Annotated in this window: 23 protein-coding genes; 13 read left to right on the forward strand and 10 right to left on the reverse strand. The window is 64.4% G+C overall.

Translation table 11 applies throughout. The annotated features are described in order from the left end of the window. Positions 1-18: 18 nt before the first annotated feature. From ASH00_RS05370 to pgm, 4 genes are all read right to left on the reverse strand, one after another. Positions 19-1,179 carry a thermonuclease family protein gene (locus tag ASH00_RS05370; protein WP_162252842.1) on the reverse strand — a complete coding sequence of 387 codons (1,161 nt, stop codon included), beginning with the start codon at positions 1,177-1,179 and terminating at the stop codon, positions 19-21. Between the two features lie 78 nt (positions 1,180-1,257). Next, positions 1,258-1,950: an aspartate/glutamate racemase family protein gene (locus ASH00_RS05375; protein WP_056545727.1), complete on the reverse strand. Its 693-nt coding sequence runs from the start codon at positions 1,948-1,950 to the stop codon at positions 1,258-1,260. A 43-nt stretch (positions 1,951-1,993) separates the two neighbouring features. Further along, on the reverse strand, positions 1,994-3,322 hold the full coding sequence (locus ASH00_RS05380; protein WP_056545728.1) for a uracil-xanthine permease family protein: 1,329 nt from the start codon (positions 3,320-3,322) through the stop codon (positions 1,994-1,996). Between the two features lie 67 nt (positions 3,323-3,389). After that, positions 3,390-5,021, reverse strand: coding sequence for a phosphoglucomutase (alpha-D-glucose-1,6-bisphosphate-dependent) (pgm, locus tag ASH00_RS05385; RefSeq protein WP_200954748.1), 1,632 nt, complete (start codon positions 5,019-5,021; stop codon positions 3,390-3,392). A 114-nt stretch (positions 5,022-5,135) separates the two neighbouring features. Here pgm and ASH00_RS05390 point away from each other — a divergent pair, with 114 nt between their 5' ends. After that, positions 5,136-6,506 carry a CoA transferase gene (locus ASH00_RS05390; protein ID WP_056545732.1) on the forward strand — a complete coding sequence of 457 codons (1,371 nt, stop codon included), beginning with the start codon at positions 5,136-5,138 and terminating at the stop codon, positions 6,504-6,506. Between the two features lie 23 nt (positions 6,507-6,529). Here the strand turns inward: ASH00_RS05390 and ASH00_RS05395 are convergent, their stop codons facing one another. Then, the gene (locus ASH00_RS05395; protein WP_056545734.1) at positions 6,530-6,742 is read right to left on the reverse strand and encodes a hypothetical protein; all 213 of its coding nucleotides are present in this window, start codon (positions 6,740-6,742) and stop codon (positions 6,530-6,532) included. A 145-nt stretch (positions 6,743-6,887) separates the two neighbouring features. Between ASH00_RS05395 and ASH00_RS16620 the strand changes: the two genes are divergently transcribed. Continuing rightward, entirely contained in the window at positions 6,888-7,058 is a 171-nt protein-coding gene (locus ASH00_RS16620; protein ID WP_157359007.1) for a hypothetical protein, read from the forward strand. A 63-nt stretch (positions 7,059-7,121) separates the two neighbouring features. On the opposite strand, the gene ASH00_RS05400 is transcribed toward ASH00_RS16620, so the two are convergent. Together ASH00_RS05400 and ASH00_RS05405 are read right to left on the reverse strand one after the other, a co-directional pair. Beyond that, complete coding sequence (locus tag ASH00_RS05400; protein WP_056545736.1) at positions 7,122-8,588, reverse strand: peptide MFS transporter; 1,467 nt, start codon at positions 8,586-8,588, stop codon at positions 7,122-7,124. A 60-nt stretch (positions 8,589-8,648) separates the two neighbouring features. Then, the gene (locus tag ASH00_RS05405; protein ID WP_056545737.1) at positions 8,649-10,055 is read right to left on the reverse strand and encodes an amidase; all 1,407 of its coding nucleotides are present in this window, start codon (positions 10,053-10,055) and stop codon (positions 8,649-8,651) included. A 113-nt stretch (positions 10,056-10,168) separates the two neighbouring features. On the opposite strand from ASH00_RS05405, the gene ASH00_RS05410 reads away from it, so the two are divergent. The 4 genes from ASH00_RS05410 to ASH00_RS05425 all read left to right on the forward strand — a co-directional run bounded on the left by ASH00_RS05410 (position 10,169) and on the right by ASH00_RS05425 (position 12,914). After that, positions 10,169-10,495 (forward strand): rhodanese-like domain-containing protein, encoded by a 327-nt coding sequence (locus tag ASH00_RS05410; RefSeq protein WP_056545739.1) that lies wholly within the window; start codon positions 10,169-10,171, stop codon positions 10,493-10,495. After that, positions 10,492-11,439 carry a prephenate dehydratase gene (pheA, locus tag ASH00_RS05415; RefSeq protein WP_056545741.1) on the forward strand — a complete coding sequence of 316 codons (948 nt, stop codon included), beginning with the start codon at positions 10,492-10,494 and terminating at the stop codon, positions 11,437-11,439. The genes ASH00_RS05410 and pheA overlap by 4 nt, the downstream gene beginning before the upstream one ends. Positions 11,440-11,472: 33 nt before the next feature. Beyond that, on the forward strand, positions 11,473-12,444 hold the full coding sequence (locus tag ASH00_RS05420) for a DNA topoisomerase IB (RefSeq protein ID WP_056545744.1): 972 nt from the start codon (positions 11,473-11,475) through the stop codon (positions 12,442-12,444). Positions 12,445-12,530: 86 nt separating this feature from the next. Then, positions 12,531-12,914 carry a hypothetical protein gene (locus ASH00_RS05425; protein ID WP_056545745.1) on the forward strand — a complete coding sequence of 128 codons (384 nt, stop codon included), beginning with the start codon at positions 12,531-12,533 and terminating at the stop codon, positions 12,912-12,914. Between the two features lie 8 nt (positions 12,915-12,922). Here the strand turns inward: ASH00_RS05425 and ASH00_RS05430 are convergent, their stop codons facing one another. After that, on the reverse strand, positions 12,923-14,026 hold the full coding sequence (locus tag ASH00_RS05430; protein WP_056545747.1) for a diacylglycerol/lipid kinase family protein: 1,104 nt from the start codon (positions 14,024-14,026) through the stop codon (positions 12,923-12,925). Between the two features lie 69 nt (positions 14,027-14,095). On the opposite strand from ASH00_RS05430, the gene serS reads away from it, so the two are divergent. Together serS and ASH00_RS05440 are read left to right on the forward strand one after the other, a co-directional pair. Continuing rightward, on the forward strand, positions 14,096-15,361 hold the full coding sequence (serS, locus tag ASH00_RS05435) for a serine--tRNA ligase (RefSeq protein WP_056545749.1): 1,266 nt from the start codon (positions 14,096-14,098) through the stop codon (positions 15,359-15,361). Between the two features lie 92 nt (positions 15,362-15,453). Continuing rightward, positions 15,454-16,311, forward strand: coding sequence for an HAD family hydrolase (locus ASH00_RS05440; protein ID WP_056545751.1), 858 nt, complete (start codon positions 15,454-15,456; stop codon positions 16,309-16,311). On the opposite strand, the gene ASH00_RS05445 is transcribed toward ASH00_RS05440, so the two are convergent. Together ASH00_RS05445 and ASH00_RS05450 are read right to left on the reverse strand one after the other, a co-directional pair. Continuing rightward, entirely contained in the window at positions 16,308-16,934 is a 627-nt protein-coding gene (locus ASH00_RS05445) for a hypothetical protein (RefSeq protein ID WP_056546696.1), read from the reverse strand. The genes ASH00_RS05440 and ASH00_RS05445 overlap by 4 nt on opposite strands. Positions 16,935-17,025: 91 nt before the next feature. After that, on the reverse strand, positions 17,026-17,592 hold the full coding sequence (locus ASH00_RS05450) for an inorganic diphosphatase (RefSeq protein WP_056546699.1): 567 nt from the start codon (positions 17,590-17,592) through the stop codon (positions 17,026-17,028). Between the two features lie 171 nt (positions 17,593-17,763). Between ASH00_RS05450 and dacB the strand changes: the two genes are divergently transcribed. From dacB to ftsH, 5 genes are all read left to right on the forward strand, one after another. Continuing rightward, positions 17,764-19,191 (forward strand): D-alanyl-D-alanine carboxypeptidase/D-alanyl-D-alanine endopeptidase, encoded by a 1,428-nt coding sequence (gene dacB, locus ASH00_RS05455; RefSeq protein WP_056545752.1) that lies wholly within the window; start codon positions 17,764-17,766, stop codon positions 19,189-19,191. A 59-nt stretch (positions 19,192-19,250) separates the two neighbouring features. After that, a complete protein-coding gene (locus ASH00_RS05460; RefSeq protein ID WP_056545754.1) occupies positions 19,251-20,369 on the forward strand; it encodes a zinc-dependent metalloprotease in 1,119 nt (372 codons plus the stop codon). Then, positions 20,366-21,445 (forward strand): tRNA lysidine(34) synthetase TilS, encoded by a 1,080-nt coding sequence (tilS, locus tag ASH00_RS05465; protein ID WP_056546702.1) that lies wholly within the window; start codon positions 20,366-20,368, stop codon positions 21,443-21,445. The genes ASH00_RS05460 and tilS overlap by 4 nt, the downstream gene beginning before the upstream one ends. A 3-nt stretch (positions 21,446-21,448) precedes the next feature. Continuing rightward, the gene (hpt, locus tag ASH00_RS05470; protein ID WP_056546705.1) at positions 21,449-22,000 is read left to right on the forward strand and encodes a hypoxanthine phosphoribosyltransferase; all 552 of its coding nucleotides are present in this window, start codon (positions 21,449-21,451) and stop codon (positions 21,998-22,000) included. Between the two features lie 186 nt (positions 22,001-22,186). Beyond that, positions 22,187-24,292 carry an ATP-dependent zinc metalloprotease FtsH gene (gene ftsH, locus ASH00_RS05475; protein ID WP_056545756.1) on the forward strand — a complete coding sequence of 702 codons (2,106 nt, stop codon included), beginning with the start codon at positions 22,187-22,189 and terminating at the stop codon, positions 24,290-24,292. Positions 24,293-24,302: the final 10 nt, after the last annotated feature.

Raw genomic sequence — 24,302 nt, forward strand, 5'->3', positions numbered from 1 at the left:
TCGCCGGTTCGGCGTGCCTTATGGGCACGGTTTCCAGGTCTTGCCTCCCGGTGCGTAGCAACGCGGTCCGTTATAACCGGGATACGGATTCTGCTCGGCCGGCGGGGCTGGAGCGGGTGCTGGTGGGACGTAGGGTGCGGGTGCTGGTGGGACGTACGGTGCCGGCGCCGGAGGTACATACGGCGGCGGAAGATTCCGGATCCGCTCTGCTTCGGCCGCGGCCGCTGCCTCGGTGGCCACCCGCGCAGCCTCAGCTCGTGCGGCCGCTGCTGCTGCTTCTTCCGCAACAAGGCGACGTGCTTCGGCTTCGGCTGCCACCCGCTCCGCTTCACGCTTCGCTGCTTCTCTTGCTGCCTCGTCTTCCGCCGCCTTGAGCCGGGTGGTTTCCTGCTCCAGCGTGGCCAGCGTTGCCCGTCCCGAGTCGATCGAGGTTATGAGTTTGGCACTCAGCGCGGCGGTTCCTGCGGTTCCCAGGGCGGCCCAGCGGATGGAGTCCTCGCCCGCTTCGAGCGCCGCATGGAGTGCCTCGGCCGTCGCCAGAGCACCTGCTACGGCGGCCGCACCGGCTGCCGCCGCGCCGGAGGTGGAGGCAGCGGGTTGCTCCACAACGGCCGCCAGCGAATCGACAGCCGCAGCGACTTCTGCCGGAAGAGTGCATTCGGCGTCAACGCTGAATACCCCGAGCTCCGCCTGTTGTGCTTCCTCCTGGGCGGTTTTGACGGCGTCGTAGTACTTTTCATTTGGTTCGAAAATGACCGCTGAACCTAGGCCTTGGCGCGCGATCTCGGCGTTCACCAGAGTGCGGTCCTCCAGAAATACTGCTGCAAGGGTCCTGCCGTACTGATCAACACGTTCGACGTCGAAGTCCAGTCCCACTTCAGTGCCTGCGGGCAGCGTTTCCGCAAGGAAGGCCGTCGCCTCCGGACCGAAGCATTCCACCGCCTTGTCGGGGTGCTTGGTTTCGGGCGTATCGATGTTGAGTAGACGGACTCTCGTGTCGACGTCGGCAATCTTCACAATCACTGTGTCGCCGTCAACAACGCGGACTACCTGACCGGTCGTGGCATCAGCAGATGGACTGCAGGCTGTGACCGACAGCGCGCCGATGGCGACGCCAAAAGCGCACCACTTTTTGATAACCGGTGTGAACACGGTTCCCCCATTTTGTTCAATATTCAAGTACGAGTCCTTGAATTGTACGGCCGCGGACCAGCCCTGGAATCCGCGAGATGAAGGGATCGCCGGCTCTGCGAACCCTCAGCCGGCCAGCGCGGCGTCCACTGCCGCCTGTGCGTGTATGGACGTCGTCGGGTAGAGGGCAATGTCCGCATCCGTCTGCGAGATCAGCAGCTCTATTTCGGTGCAGCCGAGGATCACTCCCTCTGCACCGCGCGATGCAAGCCCGGCGATGATGCGCTGGTATTCCTTGCGGGAATCGTTCGAGATAATCCCGAGGCACAGCTCCTCATAGATGACCCGGTGGACAGTCGCGCGGTCTTCGGGGTTGGGAGTAAGCACTTCCAGGCCGTGCGCGGCCAGACCGTCGCGATAAAAATCCTGCTCCATCGTGAAGGCTGTCCCCAGCAGGCCCACCGTCGTCGTGCCCGTTGCCGTGACCGCGCGTGCAGTAGCGTTGATGACGTTGATGAAAGGGATGCTGACGGCCCGCTCGATGGCAGGGGCCACTTTATGCATGGTGTTGGTGCAGAGCACTAGAAGCTCGGCTCCGCCTCGTTCAAGCTCGACGGCGGCAGCAGCCAGCGCTGCGCCGGCTTCCTCCCATAGGCCCCGGGTCTGGAGCTCTTCGATGGGCGCGAAATCCACCGATCTGAGGAGGCAGTCCGCTGAGTGGAGGCCTCCCAACCGGTCCCGCGCCATTTCGTTGATGAGGCGGTAGTACTCGGCGGTGCTTTCCCAGCTCATGCCGCCCAGGAGGCCAATACGCAACATGCTCACATCATGGCAGGCTGCGCGCTTTGGCGTGCGGGCCTGCCTACCCCAGCTTGGAAGGGCGGGTGCCGTGGTCTTCCGCTTCAAGCTCCTCCGGCTCGGCAACATGCTCGCTCCCGCGGATACGGGCAATCCCGCTCATGCCATGGAAGATGATGAGGGTAGCCGCCGTGCCCAGGGCAATGCCTGCGAAGGTAAGGTCGCCGATCGTCCACGTGAAGTCCGCGATGCCCACTACGAGCGCCACGCCCGCCGTCGAGAGGTTGATCGGGTTTGAGAAATCGACCCGGTTCTGCACCCAGATCCGCACGCCGAGGATGCCGATCATGCCGTAGAGAACGACGCCGGCACCTCCCAGTACTCCCGCCGGAACAGTTGCGATGAGCGCACCGAACTTGGGGAAGAGGCTCAGCAGCACGGCGATGACTCCGGCTACCCAGTACGCGGCAGTGGAGTACACCCGTGAGGCGGCCATGACGCCGATGTTCTCGGCGTACGTGGTGGTGCCGGAGCCGCCACCTGAACCGGCCAGGACGGTGGCCAGCCCGTCCGCCATGAGGGCGCGCCCCGTGATGGGGTCAAGGTCGCGGTCGGTCATCGCGGCCACGGATTTAACGTGGCCGATGTTCTCAGCCACCAGGACCAGGACAACCGGGACAAACAGTCCGATGACTGAAAGGTGGAATTCGGGAGCCATGAAGGGCGGCAGGCCGAACCACGCGGCGTCGTTGATGGCGGCGAAGTCCACCTCTCCGCGCAATACCGCTAGGAGGTAGCCGACGAGGACGCCGATCAGGATGGACAGCCGGCCGAGAATTCCCTTGAACAGGACCGTAACCAGCAGGATCGAGATCACCGTGACCAGGGCGGTGAGCGGCGCCTGTTCAAAGCTCGCCTTGGCGGTCGGCGCAAGGTTCAGGCCGATGAGGGCAACGATTGCGCCGGTGACCACGGGCGGCATCAGCAGCTGGATCCATCGTGCGCCTGCCCAGTGCACCACCAGTCCAATGAGCGCCAGCACCGCACCGGCCAGAACGACGCCGCCCAGTGCCCCGGCAGGGCCGTGCTGGCTCTGCGCCGCTGCGATCGGCGCGATGAAAGCGAAGCTCGAGCCAAGGTAGCTGGGTACGCGGCCGGCAGTGATGGCCAAGAAGAGCAGGGTGCCGAGACCGGAGAAGAGCAACGTAGTGGACGGCGGGAAGCCGGTCAGCAGCGGCACCAGGAAGGTGGCGCCGAACATCGCAACCACGTGCTGCGCACCGATGCCGATGGTGCGTGGCCAGCTCAGCCTCTCATCGGGGGCGACGAACCGACCCGGCTGGACGTTCCGCCCGTCGCCGTGCAGCGTCCAGTTCATTCCGAGTCTGCGCATGGCTGTGTGCCTTCCAGAGATGGTGGGGATCTGGAGGAAATCTTACGCGACACAGACTCCAGTGAGGTTAGGCGATTACGCCATCGACCAGGGCCTTGGCTTCTTCCTGCACGCGCCTCAGGTGATCTTCACCAAGGAAGGATTCTGCATAGATCTTGTAGACGTCCTCGGTTCCGGACGGGCGGGCAGCGAACCACGCATTCTCGGTGGTGACCTTCAGGCCGCCAATCGGTGCACCGTTGCCGGGCGCTTCGGTGAGGCGTGCGGTGATGTCTTCGCCCGCCAGCGTGGTGGCTGTGACGTCCGACGGCGACAGCTTGCCCAGTGCCGACTTCTGCTCACGTGTGGCAGCAGCATCGATCCGCGCGTACACCGGTGCCCCAAACCGTTGCGTCAGACCGTCGTAGTGCTGCGACGGTGTGCGTCCTGAAACAGCGGTGATTTCGGAGGCGAGCAGTGCAAGGAGGATGCCGTCCTTGTCGGTGCTCCAGGCGGCTCCGTCGTGGCGGAGGAAGGATGCCCCGGCGGATTCCTCCCCGCCGAACGCCACCTCACCGGAGAGCAGCCCCGGCACGAACCATTTGAAGCCGACGGGAACCTCTTCGAGGACCCGGCCAAGATCCGCGGCCACCCGGTCAATGATCGACGACGACACGAGGGTCTTGCCGACCATCGCATCCGAGCGCCACTGGGGACGGTTCCGGTACAGATAATCGATGGCGACGGCGAGATAGTGGTTTGGATTCATCAGGCCGGAATCCGGGGTGACTATGCCGTGTCGGTCGGCGTCGGCGTCGTTTCCGGTGGAAATATCAAAGTCCCCGGCCCGCTTGATCAGGGACGCCATGGCGTAGGGGGAGGAGCAGTCCATGCGGATCTTTTCGTCCCAGTCCAGGGTCATGAAAGCCCACTGAGGGTCAACGGCGGGGTTCACCACCGTCAGGTCGAGGTTGTGCCGCTCGGCAATGGCTCCCCAGTAATCCACTGACGCGCCGCCCATCGGATCGGCGCCGATGCGCACGCCCGCGCTGCGGATTGCCTCTAGGTTGAGCACGTTGGGGAGGTCTTCGACGTAGTGCTGGAGGAAGTCATAGGTGCTGACGGAATCCGCCTGCTGCGCCTGCGCGGTAGGGATCCGCTTGACGTCCCTGAGCCCGTTCTCGAGCAGCTCGTTGGCACGGGCCGCAATCCAGTTGGTGGCGTCCGAGTCGGCAGGGCCGCCGTGGGGCGGGTTGTACTTGAAGCCGCCGTCGGCCGGCGGATTGTGCGACGGCGTGATCACAATGCCGTCCGATTGGTCTGTCCGCGACCCGTTGTAGCCAAGAATGGCGTGCGAGAGGGCCGGAGTAGGGGTGTAGGCGCCACGGGCGTCGATCCGCACGGCGACGTTGTTGGCGGCGAGCACCTCGAGCGCCGTGTTCTGCGCCGGCTCCGACAGCGCATGGGTGTCCTTGCCCATGAAGAGCGGTCCGGTGATGCCCTGCCCCGCCCGGTATTCGACGATTGCCTGCGTGATCGCGGCGATGTGCCCTTCGTTGAAGGACGACTTTAGCGACGATCCGCGGTGGCCGGAGGTTCCGAACGCAACGCGCTGTGCGGGGTCGGAGAGATCCGGGGTGGAATCGAAGTACGCGTCCAGAAGTGCGCTTACATCAACAAGGTCGCTGGATTGGGCAACGGTGCCTGCTCGATTAGCCATGGGACCAAGCATGCCACTACCCCCATGCAGTCAGCGGAAATGACTACAGGTTTCATTGAAACCAGCAGTTTTGGCTGACTGGATCCGAAACTGGACCCGCTCCATAATTCAAAGATGACACGCTCTGTGGAGTCCGACCCGGAAGATCGATCGGTGCCTGGCTTATGGCGGTACTTCGCTCCGCTCCTTCCTGAGCTGACTGAACCGGCGGCGTGGGCCGGTCCTCGCTGGTGGTGGGGAGGACCGCTCGATGTCGAGGGTCTTGCGCTCGGGTCTGTGCAGGCGGTTGCCACTTCGCTTGCTGCTGCGTCAACGGCGAAGAGCGTGACGTTCACCGCGCCGGCGGTGGCTGCATGGTTCGACTCGTTCACGCATTTTCGCATCGCGGGATCGCCGATCCAGGCGTTTGCGCCCCTGTCAGGGTTTCGCAGGGCAGCGGACGGGTGGGTGCGAATTCACGGTAACTACCCGCATCACGAGCGGGCGCTGCTTGAAGCGCTCGGTGTGTGCGAAGTGGAGGATGTCGATGCTGCGCTCCTGGAATCTCCGGCAGCTGTAATCGAAGAGGTCGTCACCGCCCGAGGCGGGTTGGCCGCGGCGGTCCGGACACCGCAGGAATGGGCTGCAACCCAGGCCGGATGGGCTGTCGCCGATGAGCCATGGGTGCGGCTGTCGACGAGAACTTTCCGGCGGGACACCAGAACCTTCGGAGGTAGCAAGGGCTTGTTGGACGGAGTGCGCGTCCTGGACCTGACCAGGGTCATCGCCGGACCCTCCGCGAGCAGGCTCCTCGGTGCGCTGGGCGCAGATGTGCTGCGGGTGGACCCGGTGATGCGTCCAGAACTGGAGCACCAGCACGTGGAAACCGGCTTCGCGAAGCGCAGCGCGGTGGCGGACTTCAGCGACCATGAGCAGCTTGCGCGCTTGCGGGCGCTTCTTCCCGCCGCGGATGTGGTGCTGAGCGCCTACCGCGGAGGATCGATGGACCGGCACGGATTGGGCAGCGGGTCGTTACGCGCAGACTTCCCGGACCTCGCTGTCGTTGTTCTGGACGCGTGGGGTGATTCCGGTCCCTGGGCGGACCGCCGCGGGTTCGACAGCATCGTGCAGGCGGCCACCGGGATCGCACAGGTCTACGGGACCGGATCGGGAACTGATTTCCGGCCTGGTGCCCTTCCGGTCCAGGCACTCGATTACGCAACCGGTCTCGGAATGGCGGCCGCCGCCGTCGGGCTTGTATCTGCCCGCAGCAGCGGACTGAGTGGTTCAGCGCATCTTTCGCTGGCTCGCACAGCGACTGAACTACTCCGGATGCCCACACCGGGCAATGCGCCGTCTGCGGAGGTGGAGCCGCCGCTCCGCCGTTCAGACAGTGATTACGGCGAGCTCGTCTTCGTACCGCCGCCGCTGGTGGTTGACGGCAGGCAGATTGAGTACTCACATCCTCCCCAGCGCTACGGCAGTGCCTTCCTGGAGTGGAAGTAGCCGCGGTTTCCTACGGGACTTATTTACGGGACGGTGAGCGTCACCGGCCCGGCCTCAGCGGGACCGCCGCACTGCTCAGAGCCGCCTACCCGGACCCATTCCGGCGCGAAGACTTCCTCGGCGAGGACATCACCGTCGGCATCGAGGGCTCGAACAGTTATCTCCCCCGGGGTGGACATTCCGAGATTGGCGGTCCATTCATCGTTCTGTACTCGTGTGACAGAGTAGGGCGACATCTCAGGGGGAGTACTGCCATCGGGTTCAGCAGGTCTTGCCTCACACCGGGGACTTCCTCATGCGCCCAGTGTGGCACTCGCCGGCCCTAGTACACAGGCCTGCCGGGCGGTACGTTGAGAACACCCGTCAACGAAAGGTTGTGTCATGAGCGAGAACCCCACCAGCGACGAAATTGACCACACTGACGACGAAAAGCTGGAGCAGGACGCCGAGCAGGCTGCCGGCAAGGCTGATTCCGAGAGCGGTGGCGGTTACGGCGGCCCGGGTCCGGAGAGCGAGTCCGGCGGAAGCGAGGCCGGCGGCAACGGCTCCTGAAACCTTAAGCGACGACGGCGCCCTCCTGCGAGAGCAGGGCGCCGTCGTGGTTCGCTGTAGCGCCTAGCGGACGCCGCTCATCAGTTTCTTGATGGCGGGCGTAGCCAGCGCAAGGGCTATGCCGAGCACGATTGCCGTGATGCCGCTGAAGGAGAAGTACGGCACCTCGTTGTCCTGGTTGTAATATCCCGCCAGAATGCCGGCCACCGTCGTTCCCAGCGAGATCGAAAGGAAGAACAGGGCCACCATCTGGGTTCGGAAGGCACTCGGCGCAAGCTTCGTTGCAACCGAGAGCCCGATCGGCGACAGGAACAACTCCGCCCAGGTGAAGAACAGCAGGATGACCACGAGCGCCATCAGCGGGGTGCTGTTCGGGCCGCCGCCGGAGAACGGGATGAACAGCAGGAACGCGAGGCCCATGAACACGAGGCCGAGAGCGAACTTCAACGGTGATGACGGCTGCCGGTTTCCGAGCTTCGTCCACAGCGCAGCGAATACGGCGGCGAAGATGATGATGAAGATCGGGTTGATCGACTGCACAAAGCTCGGCGGCATGATCCAGCCGAACAGGTTGCGGTCCAGGCTGCGGTCCGCGTAAATCGCAACGACGGTGAACTGCTGCTGAAACAGCCCCCAGAACGCAGCGCTCGCAATGAACAGCGGAATGAAGGAGTACACCCGCTTGCGCTCGATGGCGTTAACGCGCTTGCTGCGCAGGATCACCGTGAAATAGGCGATCGACGCCGCGATGGCGACGTACGCCATGGTTTGGGCGAGATTCGCCGGGGTAACCAGGCCGGTGGTGAAGGCAAGGATGATCACGATGACGCCGGCCGCAGCAATCAGCCCCATTCGCGCAAGCCGGCCGGACGGCAGCGGGTTGGTCACCGCGTGGGCTGTCTCCGGCAGGTTCTTGCGGGTCAGCGCGTACTGAGTCAGGCCGATCGCCATGCCGACTGCCGCGAGACCGAAGCCGTAGTGGAATCCGAACTCCGTCCAGGCCAGGCCCGTCAGCAGTGGACCGATGAGGGCGCCGATGTTTATGCCCATGTAGAAGATGGAGAAACCGGCGTCGCGCCGCTCATCACCCTCGGCGTAGAGGGTGCCAACCAGCGAGGTCGCGTTGGCTTTCAGCCCACCGGAACCGACACCGACGAGGACCAGACCCACCGCAAGGCCGATTCCGCCCGGCAGCAGCGCCAGCGCTATGTGGCCGAACATGATCATGATGGCGGAATAGAAGAGGACCTTTTCGGACCCCATGACCCGGTCAGCCAGCCAGGCTCCAAGGATGGTCGAGAGGTAGACCCCGCCGCCGTAGGCGCCCACCAGGCCGGTGGCGATCCCCTGATCGATGCCGAGGCCGCCGTCGGCCACGGAGTAGTACATGTAGTAGAGGAGGATTCCCTGCATGCCGTAGAAGGAGAAGCGCTCCCAGAGTTCTACGCTGAACAGGTTGGCAAGCATTCGGGGGTGACCCAGAAATGTTTTGCCCTCCGTTGTGGCTTTGTCGTTGTGAGTTGTGCTCATTCACTCCATGATGCCAGTCACGTTTTGGACTGTCATATCCAAAATGCGAACAAACAGTTATTATGTTCGGTTTTGGCCAGTGCGGAGGTGTTCCTCAAGCTGAGCTGACACGGTGAGGAGGTCCGCCTCAGCGCTGGGCCTTCCGATGAGCTGGATGCTCATGGAGAGTCCCTCAGCCGTGGTGAACACCGGCACCGAGATGGCAGGCAACCCGCACACGTTCACCATCGACGTGTAGGGCGAGTACTGGCATTGGCGCAGATAGTCGGTGTCAGCATCCGCATCGGTGTACCAGCCGATTGGACGCGGGACCATGCCGAGAGCCGGCGTCGCAATGATGTCGAAGGCGGAGTACTGCGCGATGGTGTCCTGCTCAAATTGCCGCAGGATGTCGACGGCGGAGGCAAGGTCCGTCGCAGACTTCCCTTGCGCGCGGCGCCGGAGGGTACGGGCGAGGGTCGTCAGGTCTTTTTCCCGGTCGGCCGGGATGCGTGCGACGGCCAGGCCTGCGGTCCACACCGTCTGAAAAGCTTCGTGATAGCGGGGATCGTACCGGAGGTCTGCCTCAAGGATTTCGTGACCGACGGCGCCGAGCGCATTTACCCCGGCGTCGAAACCGGCCTGCGCGGCGTCGTCGAGCTCGATGGGAAAGGCGGCGGCGAAAGGCGAGGCGGTGCTGACCCCGATCCGGAATCTACCGTCAGCCCGCAGCGCTGCGTCGAGGAATGGACCATGGGCGGCGGCGCTGGTTGCGTGGAAGTTTGGCTCGTTCACCATGGCGTCGAGGAGCAGGGCGGCATCCGCCGTCGTCCGCGCCAGCGGTCCGGCAACCACAAACTGACCGAGATCGCTCTGGCCTGCACCGGAAGGCACCCTGCCGCGGTTGGGTTTGAGGCCGATCAGACCGGTGGCAGCGGCCGGAATCCGGACCGAGCCGCCGCCGTCCGTGCCCGGCGCAAACGGGATCAGGCCTGCCGCGACAGCCGCGGCGCTGCCGCCGGAGGAACCACCCGAGCTGAGCGCCGGATTGAGAGGATTACGCGACGGCGGCGCAACGAGATTCTCGCTGTAGCAGCTCAGACCGAACTCCGGGACCTGCGTCTTTCCCACACTGACAGCACCGGCCCGCCGGAGAACGGCGACAAGCGGCGAGTCTGCGGCCGCCACCGTGTGCTGCAACGCTGCGCTTCCGTGTGTGGTCACAACCCCGGCGACGTCGGTCAGGTCCTTGTGCGCAAGCGGCAGGCCATGTAGCAGAGGCAGGTCCGCCCCGCTCGCCTGGCGCTGGTCAGCGCCCTCGGCTTCCGCCAGTGCCGCGTCAGCAGTCACCGTGACAAAGGCGCCCAGCTCCATATTCCGGGCGTCGATTCGGTCCAGATAATGCGTAGTGAGTTCCCGGGAGCTGAGTTCACCGCGTCGGAGGAGGTCCCGCTGTTCAAGAGCGGTCAGCTCGGAAAGGGAACTCATGGGAGGGCCTTCCTCAGGGGTGGGGTGTCTGCGGTCCCCACTATAGGCTTGGATTCAAGGCGTACTGGAGTCGGACTGTCGGAGTCGGACAAGGAACAGAGACGGAGCTTGCAGTGACCAACAGCGAAAACGTGTCCATCGACGCAATCAGCGAGGGCACCGCCGTCCTGGACGTGCGTGAGGACTATGAGTGGGAGGCCGGGCACATCGAAGGAGCCCGGCACATCCCCGTCAACGATATTCCGGCGCGGCTCGACGAGCTTGACCCGGATGAAGACCTGCACGTCATTTGCCGGACCGGCGGACGCTCGTTCCGGGTAAGCGAATGGCTGGTCGCCAACGGATACTCTGCGGTGAATGTCAGCGGCGGAATGGACGCCTGGGTGGAGGCCTCGAGGCCGATGGTCTCTGAAACCGGTGAGGAGCCGCGCGTTCTATGAGCTCATACGCATTTCTCGGCCCCGAGGGCACTTTCACCGAGGCAGCGCTCCTCCAGGTGCCCGGGGCGGACAAGGCCGAGAGAGTACCCGCAGTCACGGTGAGCTCCGCTCTGGACATGGTCCGCACAGGCCGGGTGACGGCAGCGATGGTGCCCATCGAAAACTCGGTGGAGGGCGGCGTATCAGCCACCCTTGATTCGATTGCCAACGGGGACCCTCTGCGCATCATCCGGGAAATCCTCGTTCCGGTCTCCTTTGTGCTGGTGGGGCGCCCGGGGCTGGAGCTCGCCGACATCCGCTTCGTGGCAACCCACGGCCACGCCTGGGCGCAGTGCCGGGGCTGGACCGAACAGAACATTCCATCCGCGGAATACATTCCGGCGTCTTCGACGGCGGCTGCAGCCCACACCCTGCTCGACGACGGCGCCGGCCACGATGCCGCGATCTGCTCACCTCTCGTGGCCAACCGCCTCGGCCTGCGCATCCTCGCGGAGCACATCGGTGATGTTGCCGACGCGGTGACGCGGTTCATCCTGGTCAGCAGGCCGGACACCCTGCCGGCACGGACCGGCGCGGATAAGACCACCCTGGTCATTCCCCTACCGGAAGACCACCCGGGCGCCCTGATGGAGATTCTCGATCAGTTCGCGGCACGCGGCGTCAACCTCAGCAGGATTGAATCCCGCCCCACGGGACTGTTCCTGGGGGACTACTTCTTCAGCATCGACGCGGACGGCCACGTAGCGGATGCCCGCGTTGCCGACGCCCTCCAGGGACTGCACCGCATCAGTCCGGGGCTGCGGTTCCTCGGTTCCTATGCACGCGCGGACCGGCGTGAATATGACGTTGCCCGGCATACCTCCGACCAGGCATTCCAGGCAGCGCAGGAGTGGGTTGACTCGCTGCTGCGTTCCCCCACGGTTGATCCGGAGAGCATAGGCTAGGTCTTCCCTGCAGGCGGTATCAGAGGAGGCGGCGTGCCACGACTTCGACGCAGTGACTGCAACAAGCCCGGTTACACCCGCCGTCGCCACGGAAAGGGCTTCAGTTACCGCAACCAGCAGGGTGAGCCGCTGGAACGCGATGAACTTGAGCGGATCAAAGACCTGGTCATTCCGCCGGCGTGGCGTGATGTGTGGATCAGCCCCTATCCCAATGGCCATATCCAGGCGCTAGGCACAGACGACGCCGGTCGGCGGCAATACATCTATCACCCCGCCTGGCGGGAGAAAAAGGACCGCGAGAAGTTTGACCGGGCGCTGGATTTCGGCGAACGCCTCCCCAGCGCGCGGCGGGTCATCACACAGCACCTGCGCAGCAACGGCAGCGGCCGGGAGCGGGCCTTCGCGGCTGCGCTGCGCATTGTTGACTCCGGCGCGCTACGGATCGGATCGGCGCAGTACGCAGCCGAGAACGGTTCTTTCGGGGTGACAACTCTGCGGGTTGAGCACGTTACGCTCAGCGGACCGGTGATTACCCTGCAGTTTCCCGGAAAGAGCGGCCAGCAGTGGGACACCACCATCGAGGACCCGGATCTCGCCGCGGCGCTGCGCCCGATGATGCGCAGGGAAGGCGCGGACACCATGCTCGCGTACCGTGCCGCAGACGAATCCTGGCATTCCGTCGATGCGATCCAGCTCAACGAGTTCCTTCGCCAGGTCACTGGCGGAGGTTTCACGGCGAAGGATTTCCGTACCTGGCAGGCCACGGTCGTTGCAGGGATGGAGCTCGCGCGGATGGACTTGAAGGCGACCAGCCGCACAGCCCGGCAGAAGGCGGTCGCAGCAACCATGCGCTCGGTCGCCGAGCATCTTGGCAATACCCCGGCAGTTGCGCGGAGTTCGTATGTCGACCCGCGATTGGTCGATCGTTTCATGTCCGGGGAAGTCATTCCGGTGGGAAGCTACTCGGCGTCGGAGAAGGCTGTTCGCGAGCTGCTTAAAGCGTAGGAATCCTTTCCCACGGACCGGTTGCTAAGTAGGCTGATGGTGAGCGCCCGGCCAGTGGCGCTAATCCTTGATGAAAGGCAGGCATCATGAGCGAGCAGCCACACAACAGCGAGGTCAACCCAAACAAGGGCGACGGAGCAACCTCGGACCCGAACTGGCATGGAGACGCCGGAGACCAGGGCAACGACCTGCGTTTCGCTGAGGAGCAGCAACTCATCAACAGTCAGTCGCAGAATGATGAATCTGTCGCCGAACCGGCAGGTGGCGCTACCGGCGGCTACACCGGGGCGCAGCGCGCGGACGGCGTCGGCGAGTACACCGAAGGTCAGGATCAGCTTGACGAGGGCGAGTACACCGACAAGGACGGCACCACGGACGCAGACTCCAACATTGAGGGGGAGTACACCGATGCTGACTCCGTCCCGTCCCTCCAGGAAGGCGGCGACGCCGAGGGAACTGAGCGCCACTAGCAGCGTTTCTACTGCGCAGGCGCGTCGCTGAACATTCCAGCTGATGGTCCGGTTGCCCGTCCAGGTACCCGGACCATCAGTGCGCCGGGAGCCACGCTCACGCTCAGGGAGGTCACATCGCCGGAGGTGTCGCCGTCGAGCTGAGTGCCCGTTGCCTCGGAGACACGGACGTCCACCCGCTTCACGCGGTGGTAGGTGATCACCGGAATGGGCCCCGCGTGCCGGAAGAGGATCTTCGCGGCGACCCACAGCCAGCCGAGTATGCTCCGCGGACTCGTAATCACAACATCGAGATAGCCGTCGTCTATTGTCGCGTCGGGGACGAAGGTGATGCCGCCGGGCAGCCGTGCGCAATTTGCGAACAGGACACTGTGCACTTTCCGCGTCTGGGCGGGCCCGCCGTCAATGCTGATCGACATGCGTTGGCGTTTTCCAGGCAGGCTCCGCACGCCGGCTTCGCTGTAAGCCAGCCAACCGAATTTCTTCTTCAGGGCATCCTTGGTGGCAGCCACCACCACAGCATCAAGCCCGACGCCGCCCATCACCAGGAACGTATGCTCACCGCTGACACCGGTCCGATCATTGCGGAGCTCGACACGGCCCATATCGATCCGCCGGCCAGCCCCGTGAAGCGCCTGCCTGACGCTGCGTGGCACGTCATTCACCGCAATACCGAGGTTGCGCGCCAGCAGATTACCGGTCCCCAGCGGCAGCAGTCCCAGCGCGGCATCGCTGGAAACCAGCCCGGTTGCCACGGCGCGGACGGTGCCGTCTCCGCCTGCTGCAAGAACGACGTCGTAACCTTCTGCGACAGCGCGCCGCGCCTGGGCGGCACCTGGCTCCGCAACCGTAGTCTCCAGCACCAGGGGAGGTTCCCATCCGGCGTCTGAGCAGGCCTGCTCAACCTGCTCGCGGGCGAGCGGCGCACTGAGTTTGACCGGGTTGAGGACCAACGCAACCCGCTGCTGTTCCCCGGTCACCGAAAGGGTGGGGCGCGGTTCCTCCCATTGCAGTGAGCGTTCACGGCGCAGCTTTCGAACGCCCCACCAGCTGAACGCTGACGCGGCTGCGGCGACAACCGCAAGGGCGGTGATAATCCACTCAAGGGGCATGATTTCCCCAGACTATCCTTCAGCGCACGGGTGCCGGGTCGCGCAGATCCCATTCGGTAGTCTTGTGAGGTGATCGACGTAAACGAACTCCGCGACAATCCTGAAAAATTCCGCCTTTCGCAGCGTGCGCGGAAGGCCGACGAGTCTTTGGTGGATGCGATCATCGCGGCTGATTCCCGGCGTCGCGAGGCGGTCACGAGTGCGGAGTCGCTGCGGGCTGAGCAGAACTCCTTCGGCAAGCGCGTTGCCAAGGCGCAGGGTGATCAGAAGCAGGCCCTTCTTGCCGAGGTGAAGGAACTGGCGGCGTCGGTGAAGGCTGCCGCAGCGCAGGCCGAGGAAGCGAAATCCGAGGCGGACTCCCTTCTGCGTAGGCTGCCCAACGCCATTCTCGAGGGCGTGCCGGCTGGTGGCGAGGAAGACTTCGTGGTCCTTAAAACTGTAGGAGAGCCCCGGCAGTTCGATTTTGATCCGCGGGACCACCTGGAAATCGGCGAGCTGATCGGCGCGATCGACATGGAGCGCGGCGCCAAAGTTTCCGGGGCCCGCTTCTACTTCCTGAAGGGCGTAGGTGCGCGCCTGGAGCTTGCCCTGCTCAACATGGCTATGGACCAGGCGATCAGTGCCGGGTTCACACCCATGATCACGCCCACACTGGTGCGGCCCGAGACCATGCAGGGGACCGGCTTCGATATCGCCCACGACGCGGAGATCTATCGCCTTCCGGAGGACGACCTCTACCTGACCGGCACCTCCGAAGTGGCGCTCGCCGGGTACCACTCGGATGAGATCGTGGACCTCTCGGCCGGGCCACTGCGGTATGCCGGCTGGTCCTCCTGCTACCGGAGGGAAGCCGGTTCACATGGGAAGGACACCCGGGGGATCATCCGGGTGCACCAGTTCAACAAAGTAGAGATGTTCACTTACACCACGGTTGAGGAATCCGAAGCGGAGCACGAGCGCATGCTCGCCTGGGAAGAGGAGATGCTGGCAAAGGTTGAGCTGCCCTACCGCGTCATCGACACCGCCGCCGGGGATCTCGGGATGTCAGCCGCGCGCAAGTTCGACTGCGAAGCCTGGGTGCCCACCCAGAACGCGTACCGCGAGCTCACGTCCACCTCGAACTGCACCGGCTTCCAGGCGCGGCGGCTCAACATCCGCGAACGCGTGCAGGGCGCCAAGGCTACCCGCGCCGTGGCAACTCTGAACGGTACCCTCGCGACAACCCGGTGGATTGTCGCCATCCTTGAGCATCACCAGAACCCTGACGGCTCGGTCAACGTGCCGGCCGCACTGCGCCCATATCTCGGAGGCCTGGAGGTTCTCCCGGTCCTGTAGAGGCAGGTTCAGCCCTCACCCGTAACCAGCCGTTGGCTTAGTTGTGATCAAAAACCTACCCGCGATTACTGGCTTTCTGGTTCACTTTAACGATGACAACTACATTTTCCGCTGGCATCGATGACCAGCAGCAGACAACACGGAAACTCATTGCCCTCGATGTTGACGGGACCCTTGTGGACCACGAGGGGCTCATGTCGGACGAGGTCCGCACCGCGGCCAGCGCCGTCGTGGATGCCGGCCACGAGGTGGTGATTGCTACCGGCAGATCGCTCGGCGCCACCCTGCCCATTATCGAGAAGATCGGGCTTACTCGCGGTCATGCCGTGTGCTCCAACGGCGGCGTCACTCTTCGCATCGATGTGGACGAGTTCGAGGACGGCTATGAAGTCGTCAACCGGGTGGTCTTCGACCCGCGACCGGCGCTGGTGGCCCTGCGAAAATGCCTTCCCTCGGCCAAGTTCGCCCTCGAGGATGATGAGGGCCGCTTCCTTTCCACCGAGCGGTTCCAGGATGCGAGTTTCGGAGCAGAGGCAGAAAGCGTTGACTTCCAGCGGATGCTGCGGGCGCGGGCCGTCCGGGTGGTGGTGTTCAGTACGGACAGCACGGCCGAGGAGTTCGGCGAAGCCGTCGAATCCATCGGACTCCACGGTGTTACCTACTCGGTAGGGTGGACCGCCTGGCTGGACATTGCAGCTGCGGGCGTCACGAAGGCCAGCGCGCTTGAGCTGGTCCGTCGGAGGCTGGACGTCGATCCCTCCGAAACCGTTGCCATCGGTGACGGCCGCAATGACATTGAGATGCTTTCCTGGGCAGCGCGCGGGGTTGCGATGGGCCAGGCCCCTGAAGAGGTGCTGGCGGCGGCTTCCGAGGTGACGGCTTCGGTGTACGACGACGGCGCCGCGAAGATCCTGCGCTCCCTCACCCGGACGGGACAGAACGAGCGCTAGTACGCCAGCGATGCCGGCGGCAGCGCCGCCGGGCCGTACACCAGGTCCAGCAGCCGGGCGGCTGCGGGACGGGTGGCCCACTCTTCCATCCAGTGTGAACGGATGACGGCCTTGCTCACTGCCTGGGTGGTGATTCCCAGCTCCTGGGCAATCAGTTTCTGCTGCCCGCGGGCTCCCGGTGTCATGAGGTCCAGGACATTCCACTCCGCGTCGGTGCGCGTGTAGACAATCTGCCCCAAAAGCCGCAGAACCGCTTCCGCCTCGGCCGAAACCTCCGAGTCGGGGCCTTCCACCGCGAGCGGGATCCGCTCACCAGTCTTCTGCGCCCGGTTCACCGCTCTGCGCGAGTACACCAGGCCGTACCCCTCGGCGTCGGTGATGCGTTCAGGCAGGGGGGAATGGACCTCTCCGACGCCGATCCCGACGTGCCAGCGCCGGTACCGGATCGCTTTCAGCGCCACATCGACGGCAACCCCGGCGCTGCCCACAACGCCCTGCAGCTCGTCGCCCACCGAGCGTTGAAACGGCACCACCGTGTCGATGAACCGGAACTCACGCAGCAGCTCGGGCACCAGGTCACCCACGTCGCGGGAATCGCGCTGATTGATGGTGACCACGAACAGCATGACCCCAGTATGACCGAGGTAGCCCTCGAATCAACCGATTTGCGTTGATTCGAGGGCTGTGTTTGGTATGGAACTATCCGGTCAGGAACTACCGGCCCTGCGGATCATTGTCAGCGTTGTCGGTGTCGGTGTCGACAGCGCGCCCCTGCGGCTCGTCCTCTTCACTTGCTTCACCCAGAGCCTGGAAACGCTTCAGTGATGCCTCAACTTCTGCCTCTGCGGCCTCGCGGCCCTCCCAATCAGCGGCTTCAACCCACTTGCCCGGCTCCAGATCCTTGTACTTCCGGAAGAAGTGCTCGATCTCATCCAGCAGGAACTTGGAAACGTCTCCGAGATCCTGGATGTGGTCGAAGCGGGCATCAACGGGGACACACAGTACTTTGGCGTCTCCGCCGCCGTCGTCCACCATGTTGAAAACGCCGATCGGGCGGGACTCAACCAGGACTCCCGGGATGAGGTCGAAGTCCTGCAGCAAAACCAGGGCGTCCAGCGGATCTCCATCTTCGCCCAGCGTGTTCTCGAAGTAGCCGTAATGCGTGGGGTACTGCATCGAGGTGAAGAGCACGCGATCCAGCCGGAGGCGGTGGGTCTCGTGGTCGATCTCATACTTGACGCGTGATCCCTTGGGGATCTCAATGGTGACGTCGAGCTTCATTGCCATGTGGAACTCCTGCGGTCAGCGGTTGCTAAGTGAAAACGTTGGCCGGGCTGCCGAACCACCCGCAGCCCCCATCTACTGTTAAAGATATAGGCCGCCGCCCGCATCATCGATTCGTGTCCGGAGCCGATCCCTTCAGTTCCAGCATGAGCCTTTCGAGAGGACGCCATGAACCGCAGCGCCAGGGTGTTCACTAGCCTGTTGCTTGCCCTGGTTCTCGGAGTGCTAGCGGTCCCTGTCGGTTTCCATTACGGCCCGCAGGTTGCGGAGCTGGTCACCGGCCCGCCTCCGCAGGTGGAACCGGAAATCCCGGTCATCCAACAAACGCCGGACGACGTTGCCGCCCCCACGCTCGTCAGCCAGCTGGACGCACAGGCGCCGGTGCCGGTTCCGGACGTTCTTGCCCCCCTGCTCGCCGCCGCACTGGAGGTTTCGGGCGGGACCCCGGTGACCGGCGTCGTGCTTGATGCGCTGACCGGCGAGGTGCTTTTTGACCGGGGCGGAGGGGAACTGCAGCTTCCCGCCTCGAACATCAAGATCCTCACTGCCACCGCGGCGCTGGCCAAACTCGATCCGAATCAGCGGTTGGCCACCTCGGTGCTCACTGGAGGCGCCGGCGGGGAAGGCGTGCTGGTGTTGCGTGGAGGAGGGGACGTCCTCCTCGGGTCCGGAGAGTCCGATGCCGGGAGCGTTATCGGCCATGCTGGTCTTGCCACACTCGCCCGGGAGACGGCCGCCGAGCTCGACGGCGATAGCCCGTACCGCCTCGTGATTGACGACTCGCTCTTTGTCGGGGACGTCCTCAACCCCAGCTGGCAGCCCGGTGACGTGCAGGCCGGCGAGATTGCGCCGATCTATCCTCTCGCCATCAACTCGTCCTGGACGGATGAGTCGAAGCAGTCCGGCGCGAGGGCGGCGGATGCGGCACTGGCTGCGGCCACCGTATTCCGGGAGGCGCTTCTTGCCGCTGGCGTGCAGGTTGAGGAGGGCATCGAGCGGCAGGTTGCGGGTGAGGACGCGGAGGAGGTGGCGTCGGTCGAGTCGGCGACGGTCGAAGCGCTGGTCGAACACATGCTCCGCACCTCGGACAACTACCTTGCCGAGGTGCTCGCCCGGCTCGCGGCAGAGGCAAGCGGCAGGCCGGCGTCGTTTGGCGGGGGGCTCGAAACGATCGCCGAGGTGATCACCGGGCTCGAAGTGCAGACAGAGGAAATGGTGCTTGGAGATGCCTCAGGCCTTTCGCCCAGGAACCGAATCAGCCCGCGGCAGCTCTCGGACGTGGTGCGCACGCTGCTCCGCTCCGACAACCGGGCCCTGCGGCACGTGCTGCACGGCCTTCCCGTGGCCAGCCTCTCCGGCACGCTGGCGGACCGCTACAACGACGACGACGCCCCCACTTTCGCCGGCGCGGGCCTGGTCCGCGCCAAGACCGGAACCCTCAACGCGGTGACTGCCCTCAGCGGTCACGTGGTGTCAGTTGATGGCCGCCTGCTGGTGTTCTCGTTTATTGCGAGCGGCCTTGACGGGACCACGGAGCCGGCACGGGCCGCGGTGGACAGAGCAGCCGCTGTCCTTGCCACCTGCGGGTGCCGCTGAACCCCGGTGTGCACACTGGGTGGACTCCGCCAAGCGGCCTACCAGACTAATGTGGTCGAATGGCCACCATGGACAGCAACGCCCCGCTTCAGCTCGTCAACTGGGATCTGGCCGCCAGCAGCGCGGCGAAACTGGCGCCTCCGGGCCCCAAACTGAGCGCCGGGGAAGTCCGGGACGCCGTAGCGAACCTCCGGGAACTGGCTGATCTCTCCGTTGAGCACGTTCACCGGATCACGGGCCTCGAGGCGGCGCGGGACCTGCGGGATTCGGAGCTGATCATCGTGGACCGCGCATCGTGGGCCAAGGCCAACACCCAGAGCTTCAAGGTGCTGATGGCGCCGGCGATCGAGCACCTTGCGCAGACCAAAGCCGAGCAACTGAAGGCGGCCAACGCGGCCCTCGGCGGCGCCGTGACGGGCGCCCAGATGGGTGCGATCCTCGCCTTTCTCTCGAGCAAGGTCCTCGGGCAGTATGATCCGTTCGTCGCCTCCAGCCGCGGGCCCGGCGGGCGCCTGATGCTCGTGGCGCCCAACATCGTCTCCGTTGAGCGTGAACTGAACGTGGAGCCCGCCGACTTCCGGCTGTGGGTGTGCCTGCACGAGCAGACCCACCGGGTGCAGTTCGCTGCCGCTCCGTGGCTCAAGGACCACATGTTGGAGCACATCTCCAAACTCACCGTCGGCCTGGCGGACAAGGCCGAAACCCTGGCGGAGCGGCTCACCAACGCGCTGAAGTCGCTGCCAACACGCAGCCAGAACGGTAAGGAACAGGACGACGACGGCGTGCCCCCGAGCGATGGCGGCATCCTCTCCCTGCTCCAGGAACCTGAAGACAAGGCCCGGCTCTCCCACCTCACCGCCGTCATGAGCCTGCTCGAAGGACACGCGAATGTGGTGATGGACGCGGTTGATTCCAGCATCGTGCCTACCGTGAAGACCATCCGCCGCCGGTTCAACGCACGAGGCAAAACCCGTGGACCGGTCGAGAAGTTCATCCGCCGCCTATTGGGCCTGGATGCGAAAATGCGCCAGTACAGCGACGGGGCACGCTTCGTCCGCGCGGTCGTGGACGCCGTCGGTATGGAAGGGTTCAACCGGGTGTGGGAGCAAGCGGAGAACCTGCCCACCGAAAAGGAGATCCACGCGCCCAGGGAGTGGATCACCCGGATGGGGCTGTGAGCCGCCGGCCGCGGCTCAGCCCTACGGTCGGCACGGCGAGAAACCTGGTCCGCGCCGCGCTCGAGGATGCGCAGGTTTCCGAGGGATCGCTGATCCTGGTTGCGTGCAGCGGCGGAACCGACTCACTCGCGCTCGCCGTTACGGCGGCGTACTTCGCGCAGACCGGTCAGTACCGGGTGGGTGCCGTCGTCGTCGATCATGGTTTGCAGCAGGGCAGTGCGGACGTAGCGGAGGCTGCGCGCTCCCAACTGGCGGGTCTGGGCCTTGAACCGGTGGAGGTGCGCCGGGTTGAGGTGGCAACAGCTGGAATGGGTCCGGAAGCCGCAGCACGGACCGCTCGTTACGGGGCTCTCGACGCCGCCGTCGAACAGCACCGCGCCGCCGCAGTTCTGCTCGGCCATACCCTCGATGACCAGGCCGAACAGGTACTCCTCGGTCTCTCCAGGGGTTCGGGAACCCGCTCATTGAGCGGCATGCCCCCGCGCAGAGGGGTTTACCTTCGACCGTTCCTCGCCCTCCGGCGCATTCAGACGGAGGAGATCTGCCGGTTCACTGGTCTTGACCCGTGGCATGATCCGACCAACGCGGACCCTTCCCTGATGCGCTCACGCGTACGCACGCGGGTGCTCCCTTTCCTGGAGGACGAGCTAGGCCCCGGAATCGCAGAGTCCCTGTACCGGACGTCGCGGATCCTCTCCCAGGACGCCGCCTACCTGGACGAGCTCGCAGAGGTCGAGTACGGCCGGCTCAGAAAGACTGCAGGCAGTAGGGAACCGGGGAAAGAAGAGCACGACGGCGGCAGCCTCCTCCTGTCCGAAGAGGGCCTGCGCGCCCTTCCGCCCGCTCTCCGGCAGCGGGTCCTGGCGCTCGCCGTCGTCGAACTCGGCGGAATTCAACCAAGCTTCGAACGCCTGTTGGCCGCAGAGAACCTGTTGCGGCGCACCGGATCGGCGGGTCCAGTGCAGCTCGGCGGCAGCGTGAGCGCCTACCGGCAGGTCAGGGGTGCAGGGGTTCCCCAAGGCCACTCAAGCTATGGCAGTCTTGTCCTTAGGAAAAACCTCACAATCCGGGAGTAATTGGTGGATTCACAAGACGTCCAGTCGGACCTAAAGCACGTTCTCTACACCAAGGAAGAGATTCAGCAACGGGTCCAGGAACTGGCCGCGGAAATCGACCGCGATTACGCCGGCCGGGACGTCCTCATCGTGGGAGTGCTCAAGGGTGCGGTGATGGTCATGGCTGATCTGGCACGCGCCATGCACTCGCATGTCACCATGGACTGGATGGCCGTTTCCTCCTACGGTTCGGGAACGCAGTCCTCCGGTGTGGTCCGGATTCTCAAGGACCTCGAGACAGACCTCATGGGCAAGCACGTCCTGATCGTCGAGGACATCATTGATTCGGGGCTCACCCTGTCCTGGCTGAAAGCCAACCTGCTCTCACGCGGTCCCGCTTCCGTCGAGATCTGCACTTTGCTCCGCAAGCCTGACGCCGCAAAGGTAGCGATCGACGTGAAGTATGTCGGCTATGACATCCCGAACGAGTTCGTGGTGGGCTACGGCCTGGGCTTCGCCGAGAAGTACCGCAATCTGGACTTCATCGGTACCCTCGCGCCGCACGTCTACGAATAGCTCCGCAGGTGGGCGGGAACCCGCCTGTACGCCCAGAGGGAACTTTCCACCGCGGGTGCGCGTGGATTCTGGAGAGAATGTAAAGCTGGTAGCACATTTCGGGCGCGCCGCTTTGGGCGATCCGCAGGTGGACGAGCGCTATGTGGCAGTTAATCAGGAGGGACAGGGCACTGCGCCCTGAGTTGAATGAAATTGAAGAGCTTGTTCAGAGGACCCATTTTCTGGATTGTGCTGGCAGTTGCCGCACTTCTGGTCATCCTGCCCTCCGTGTTCAACAGCAGCGGTGCCCGAGTGGACACCAATATCGGCCTGGAACTCCTCGAGAGCGATCAGGTGGAGCAGGCAAAGATTTACGACGGCGAGCAGCGGGTTGATCTCACGCTGCGCGAGGACTATGAAGAGCTCGGCCGCAGCGTATCCTTCTTCTTCAGCGCCGCACGTGCCGAGGACGTAGTCGACGCCATCAACTCCTCAGATGTGGACGGCTTCACGGACCAGCCGGTCGAGAACAACTGGTTCACCAGCATCCTCGGCCTGATCCTGCCCATCCTGATCCTTGGTGCAATCTTCTGGTTCCTGCTCAGCAGGATGCAGGGCGGCGGCTCCAAGGTGATGCAGTTCGGCAAATCCAAAGCCAAGCTCATCAACAAGGACATGCCCCAGGTCACCTTCAATGACGTCGCAGGCGCTGATGAAGCAGTCGAGGAACTCCACGAGATCAAGGAATTCCTGCAGGAGCCTGCCAAATTCCAGGCGCTCGGCGCGAAGATCCCCAAGGGCGTGCTTCTCTACGGCCCTCCCGGAACCGGCAAAACCCTCCTGGCCCGCGCCGTTGCGGGTGAAGCCGGAGTGCCGTTCTACTCAATCTCCGGATCCGACTTCGTCGAGATGTTCGTGGGTGTCGGTGCCTCGCGCGTCCGTGACCTGTTTGAACAGGCAAAATCCAACGCTCCGGCCATCATCTTCGTTGACGAGATCGACGCCGTCGGACGCCACCGCGGTGCCGGTGTGGGCGGCGGCAACGACGAGCGTGAGCAGACCCTCAACCAGCTTCTGGTGGAGATGGACGGCTTCGACGCCAACACCAACGTCATCCTCATCGCAGCGACCAACCGACCGGACGTGCTGGATCCTGCGCTGCTGCGTCCCGGTCGTTTCGACCGGCAGATCGGCGTCGAAGCCCCGGATATGGGCGGGCGCCTGCGCATCCTGCAGGTCCACTCGAAGGGCAAGCCCATGGCGCCCGGCGTGGACCTGAAGTCCGTAGCCAAAAAGACTCCCGGGTTCACCGGTGCTGACCTCGCGAACGTCCTGAACGAAGCAGCGCTGCTCACCGCCCGGTCCAACGCCCAGCTCATCGACGACCGCGCCCTCGACGAGGCGATCGACCGCGTCATCGCCGGGCCGCAGAAGCGCAGCCGGGTCATGAAGGAGCTGGAGCGGAAAATTACGGCCTACCATGAGGGCGGCCACGCCCTGGTTGCCGCCGCACTGCGCAACACGGATCCGGTCACCAAGGTGACCATCCTTCCGCGCGGCCGGGCGCTGGGTTACACCATGGTGCTGCCCGCGGATGACAAGTACTCCATCACCCGCAATGAACTCCTCGATCAGCTGGCCTATGCCATGGGCGGCCGCGTGGCGGAGGAGATCGTGTTCCACGATCCCTCGACCGGTGCATCGAATGACATCGAGAAGGCAACCGCTACTGCCCGGAAGATGGTGACACAGTACGGGATGAGCGAGAGGATCGGTGCCGTGAAGCTCGGCCAGGGCGGCGGCGAGCCGTTCCTGGGCCGTGACATGGGCCACGAGCGCAACTATTCGGATCACATCGCCTACATCGTCGATGAGGAAGTGCGCCGGCTCGTGGACAACGCCCATGATGAGGCGTATGCCATCCTCACCGAAAACCGAGACGTCCTGGACCGGCTGGCTCTCGAACTGCTGGAACGCGAAACCCTGAACCAGGCGGAGATTGCAGAGGTCTTCACCGACATCCGCAAGCGGGACGCGCGCAGCATCTGGCTCTCGAAGGATAGCCGGCCCGTGCACTCCCTCCCTCCCGTGGTCTCCGCCAAGGAACGCCAGGAAGCGGAGGCAGCCGGAGAGCCTGACCCCGAAAACGTTTCGCCGCAGGATCAGATTGCGGATGCCAATCTGCCCAGCGATTTCGATGTCACGGGCGATCCCCTGCCGGAGCCGGAGACTGAGCCGGACAACAAAGGCGGAACCACCGGGACCACCGGGAACAATGACCAGGACGGGTACGGCCAGCGTCGTAACCGCTAGCAGGTCGGCC

The organism is Arthrobacter sp. Soil782, assembly GCF_001428435.1.
In the GTDB taxonomy this organism is placed as follows: domain Bacteria; phylum Actinomycetota; class Actinomycetes; order Actinomycetales; family Micrococcaceae; genus Arthrobacter_D; species Arthrobacter_D parietis.

What these genes read in the sequence shown, in the direction of transcription:
- ftsH (WP_056545756.1), top strand. Translation starts at nt 22,187, where the DNA reads ATGAAATTGAAGAGCTTGTTCAGAGGACCCATTTTCTGGATTGTGCTG.
- ASH00_RS16620 (WP_157359007.1), top strand. Translation starts at nt 6,888, where the DNA reads ATGAGCGAGAACCCCACCAGCGACGAAATTGACCACACTGACGACGAA.
- ASH00_RS05430 (WP_056545747.1), bottom strand. Translation starts at nt 14,026, where the DNA reads ATGCCCCTTGAGTGGATTATCACCGCCCTTGCGGTTGTCGCCGCAGCC.
- ASH00_RS05425 (WP_056545745.1), top strand. Translation starts at nt 12,531, where the DNA reads ATGAGCGAGCAGCCACACAACAGCGAGGTCAACCCAAACAAGGGCGAC.
- ASH00_RS05400 (WP_056545736.1), bottom strand. Translation starts at nt 8,588, where the DNA reads ATGAGCACAACTCACAACGACAAAGCCACAACGGAGGGCAAAACATTT.
- ASH00_RS05405 (WP_056545737.1), bottom strand. Translation starts at nt 10,055, where the DNA reads ATGAGTTCCCTTTCCGAGCTGACCGCTCTTGAACAGCGGGACCTCCTC.
- dacB (WP_056545752.1), top strand. Translation starts at nt 17,764, where the DNA reads ATGAACCGCAGCGCCAGGGTGTTCACTAGCCTGTTGCTTGCCCTGGTT.
- ASH00_RS05440 (WP_056545751.1), top strand. Translation starts at nt 15,454, where the DNA reads ATGACAACTACATTTTCCGCTGGCATCGATGACCAGCAGCAGACAACA.
- pheA (WP_056545741.1), top strand. Translation starts at nt 10,492, where the DNA reads ATGAGCTCATACGCATTTCTCGGCCCCGAGGGCACTTTCACCGAGGCA.
- pgm (WP_200954748.1), bottom strand. Translation starts at nt 5,021, where the DNA reads ATGGCTAATCGAGCAGGCACCGTTGCCCAATCCAGCGACCTTGTTGAT.
- ASH00_RS05450 (WP_056546699.1), bottom strand. Translation starts at nt 17,592, where the DNA reads ATGAAGCTCGACGTCACCATTGAGATCCCCAAGGGATCACGCGTCAAG.
- ASH00_RS05375 (WP_056545727.1), bottom strand. Translation starts at nt 1,950, where the DNA reads ATGTTGCGTATTGGCCTCCTGGGCGGCATGAGCTGGGAAAGCACCGCC.
- ASH00_RS05380 (WP_056545728.1), bottom strand. Translation starts at nt 3,322, where the DNA reads ATGCGCAGACTCGGAATGAACTGGACGCTGCACGGCGACGGGCGGAAC.
- ASH00_RS05390 (WP_056545732.1), top strand. Translation starts at nt 5,136, where the DNA reads ATGACACGCTCTGTGGAGTCCGACCCGGAAGATCGATCGGTGCCTGGC.
- ASH00_RS05395 (WP_056545734.1), bottom strand. Translation starts at nt 6,742, where the DNA reads ATGTCGCCCTACTCTGTCACACGAGTACAGAACGATGAATGGACCGCC.
- ASH00_RS05460 (WP_056545754.1), top strand. Translation starts at nt 19,251, where the DNA reads ATGGCCACCATGGACAGCAACGCCCCGCTTCAGCTCGTCAACTGGGAT.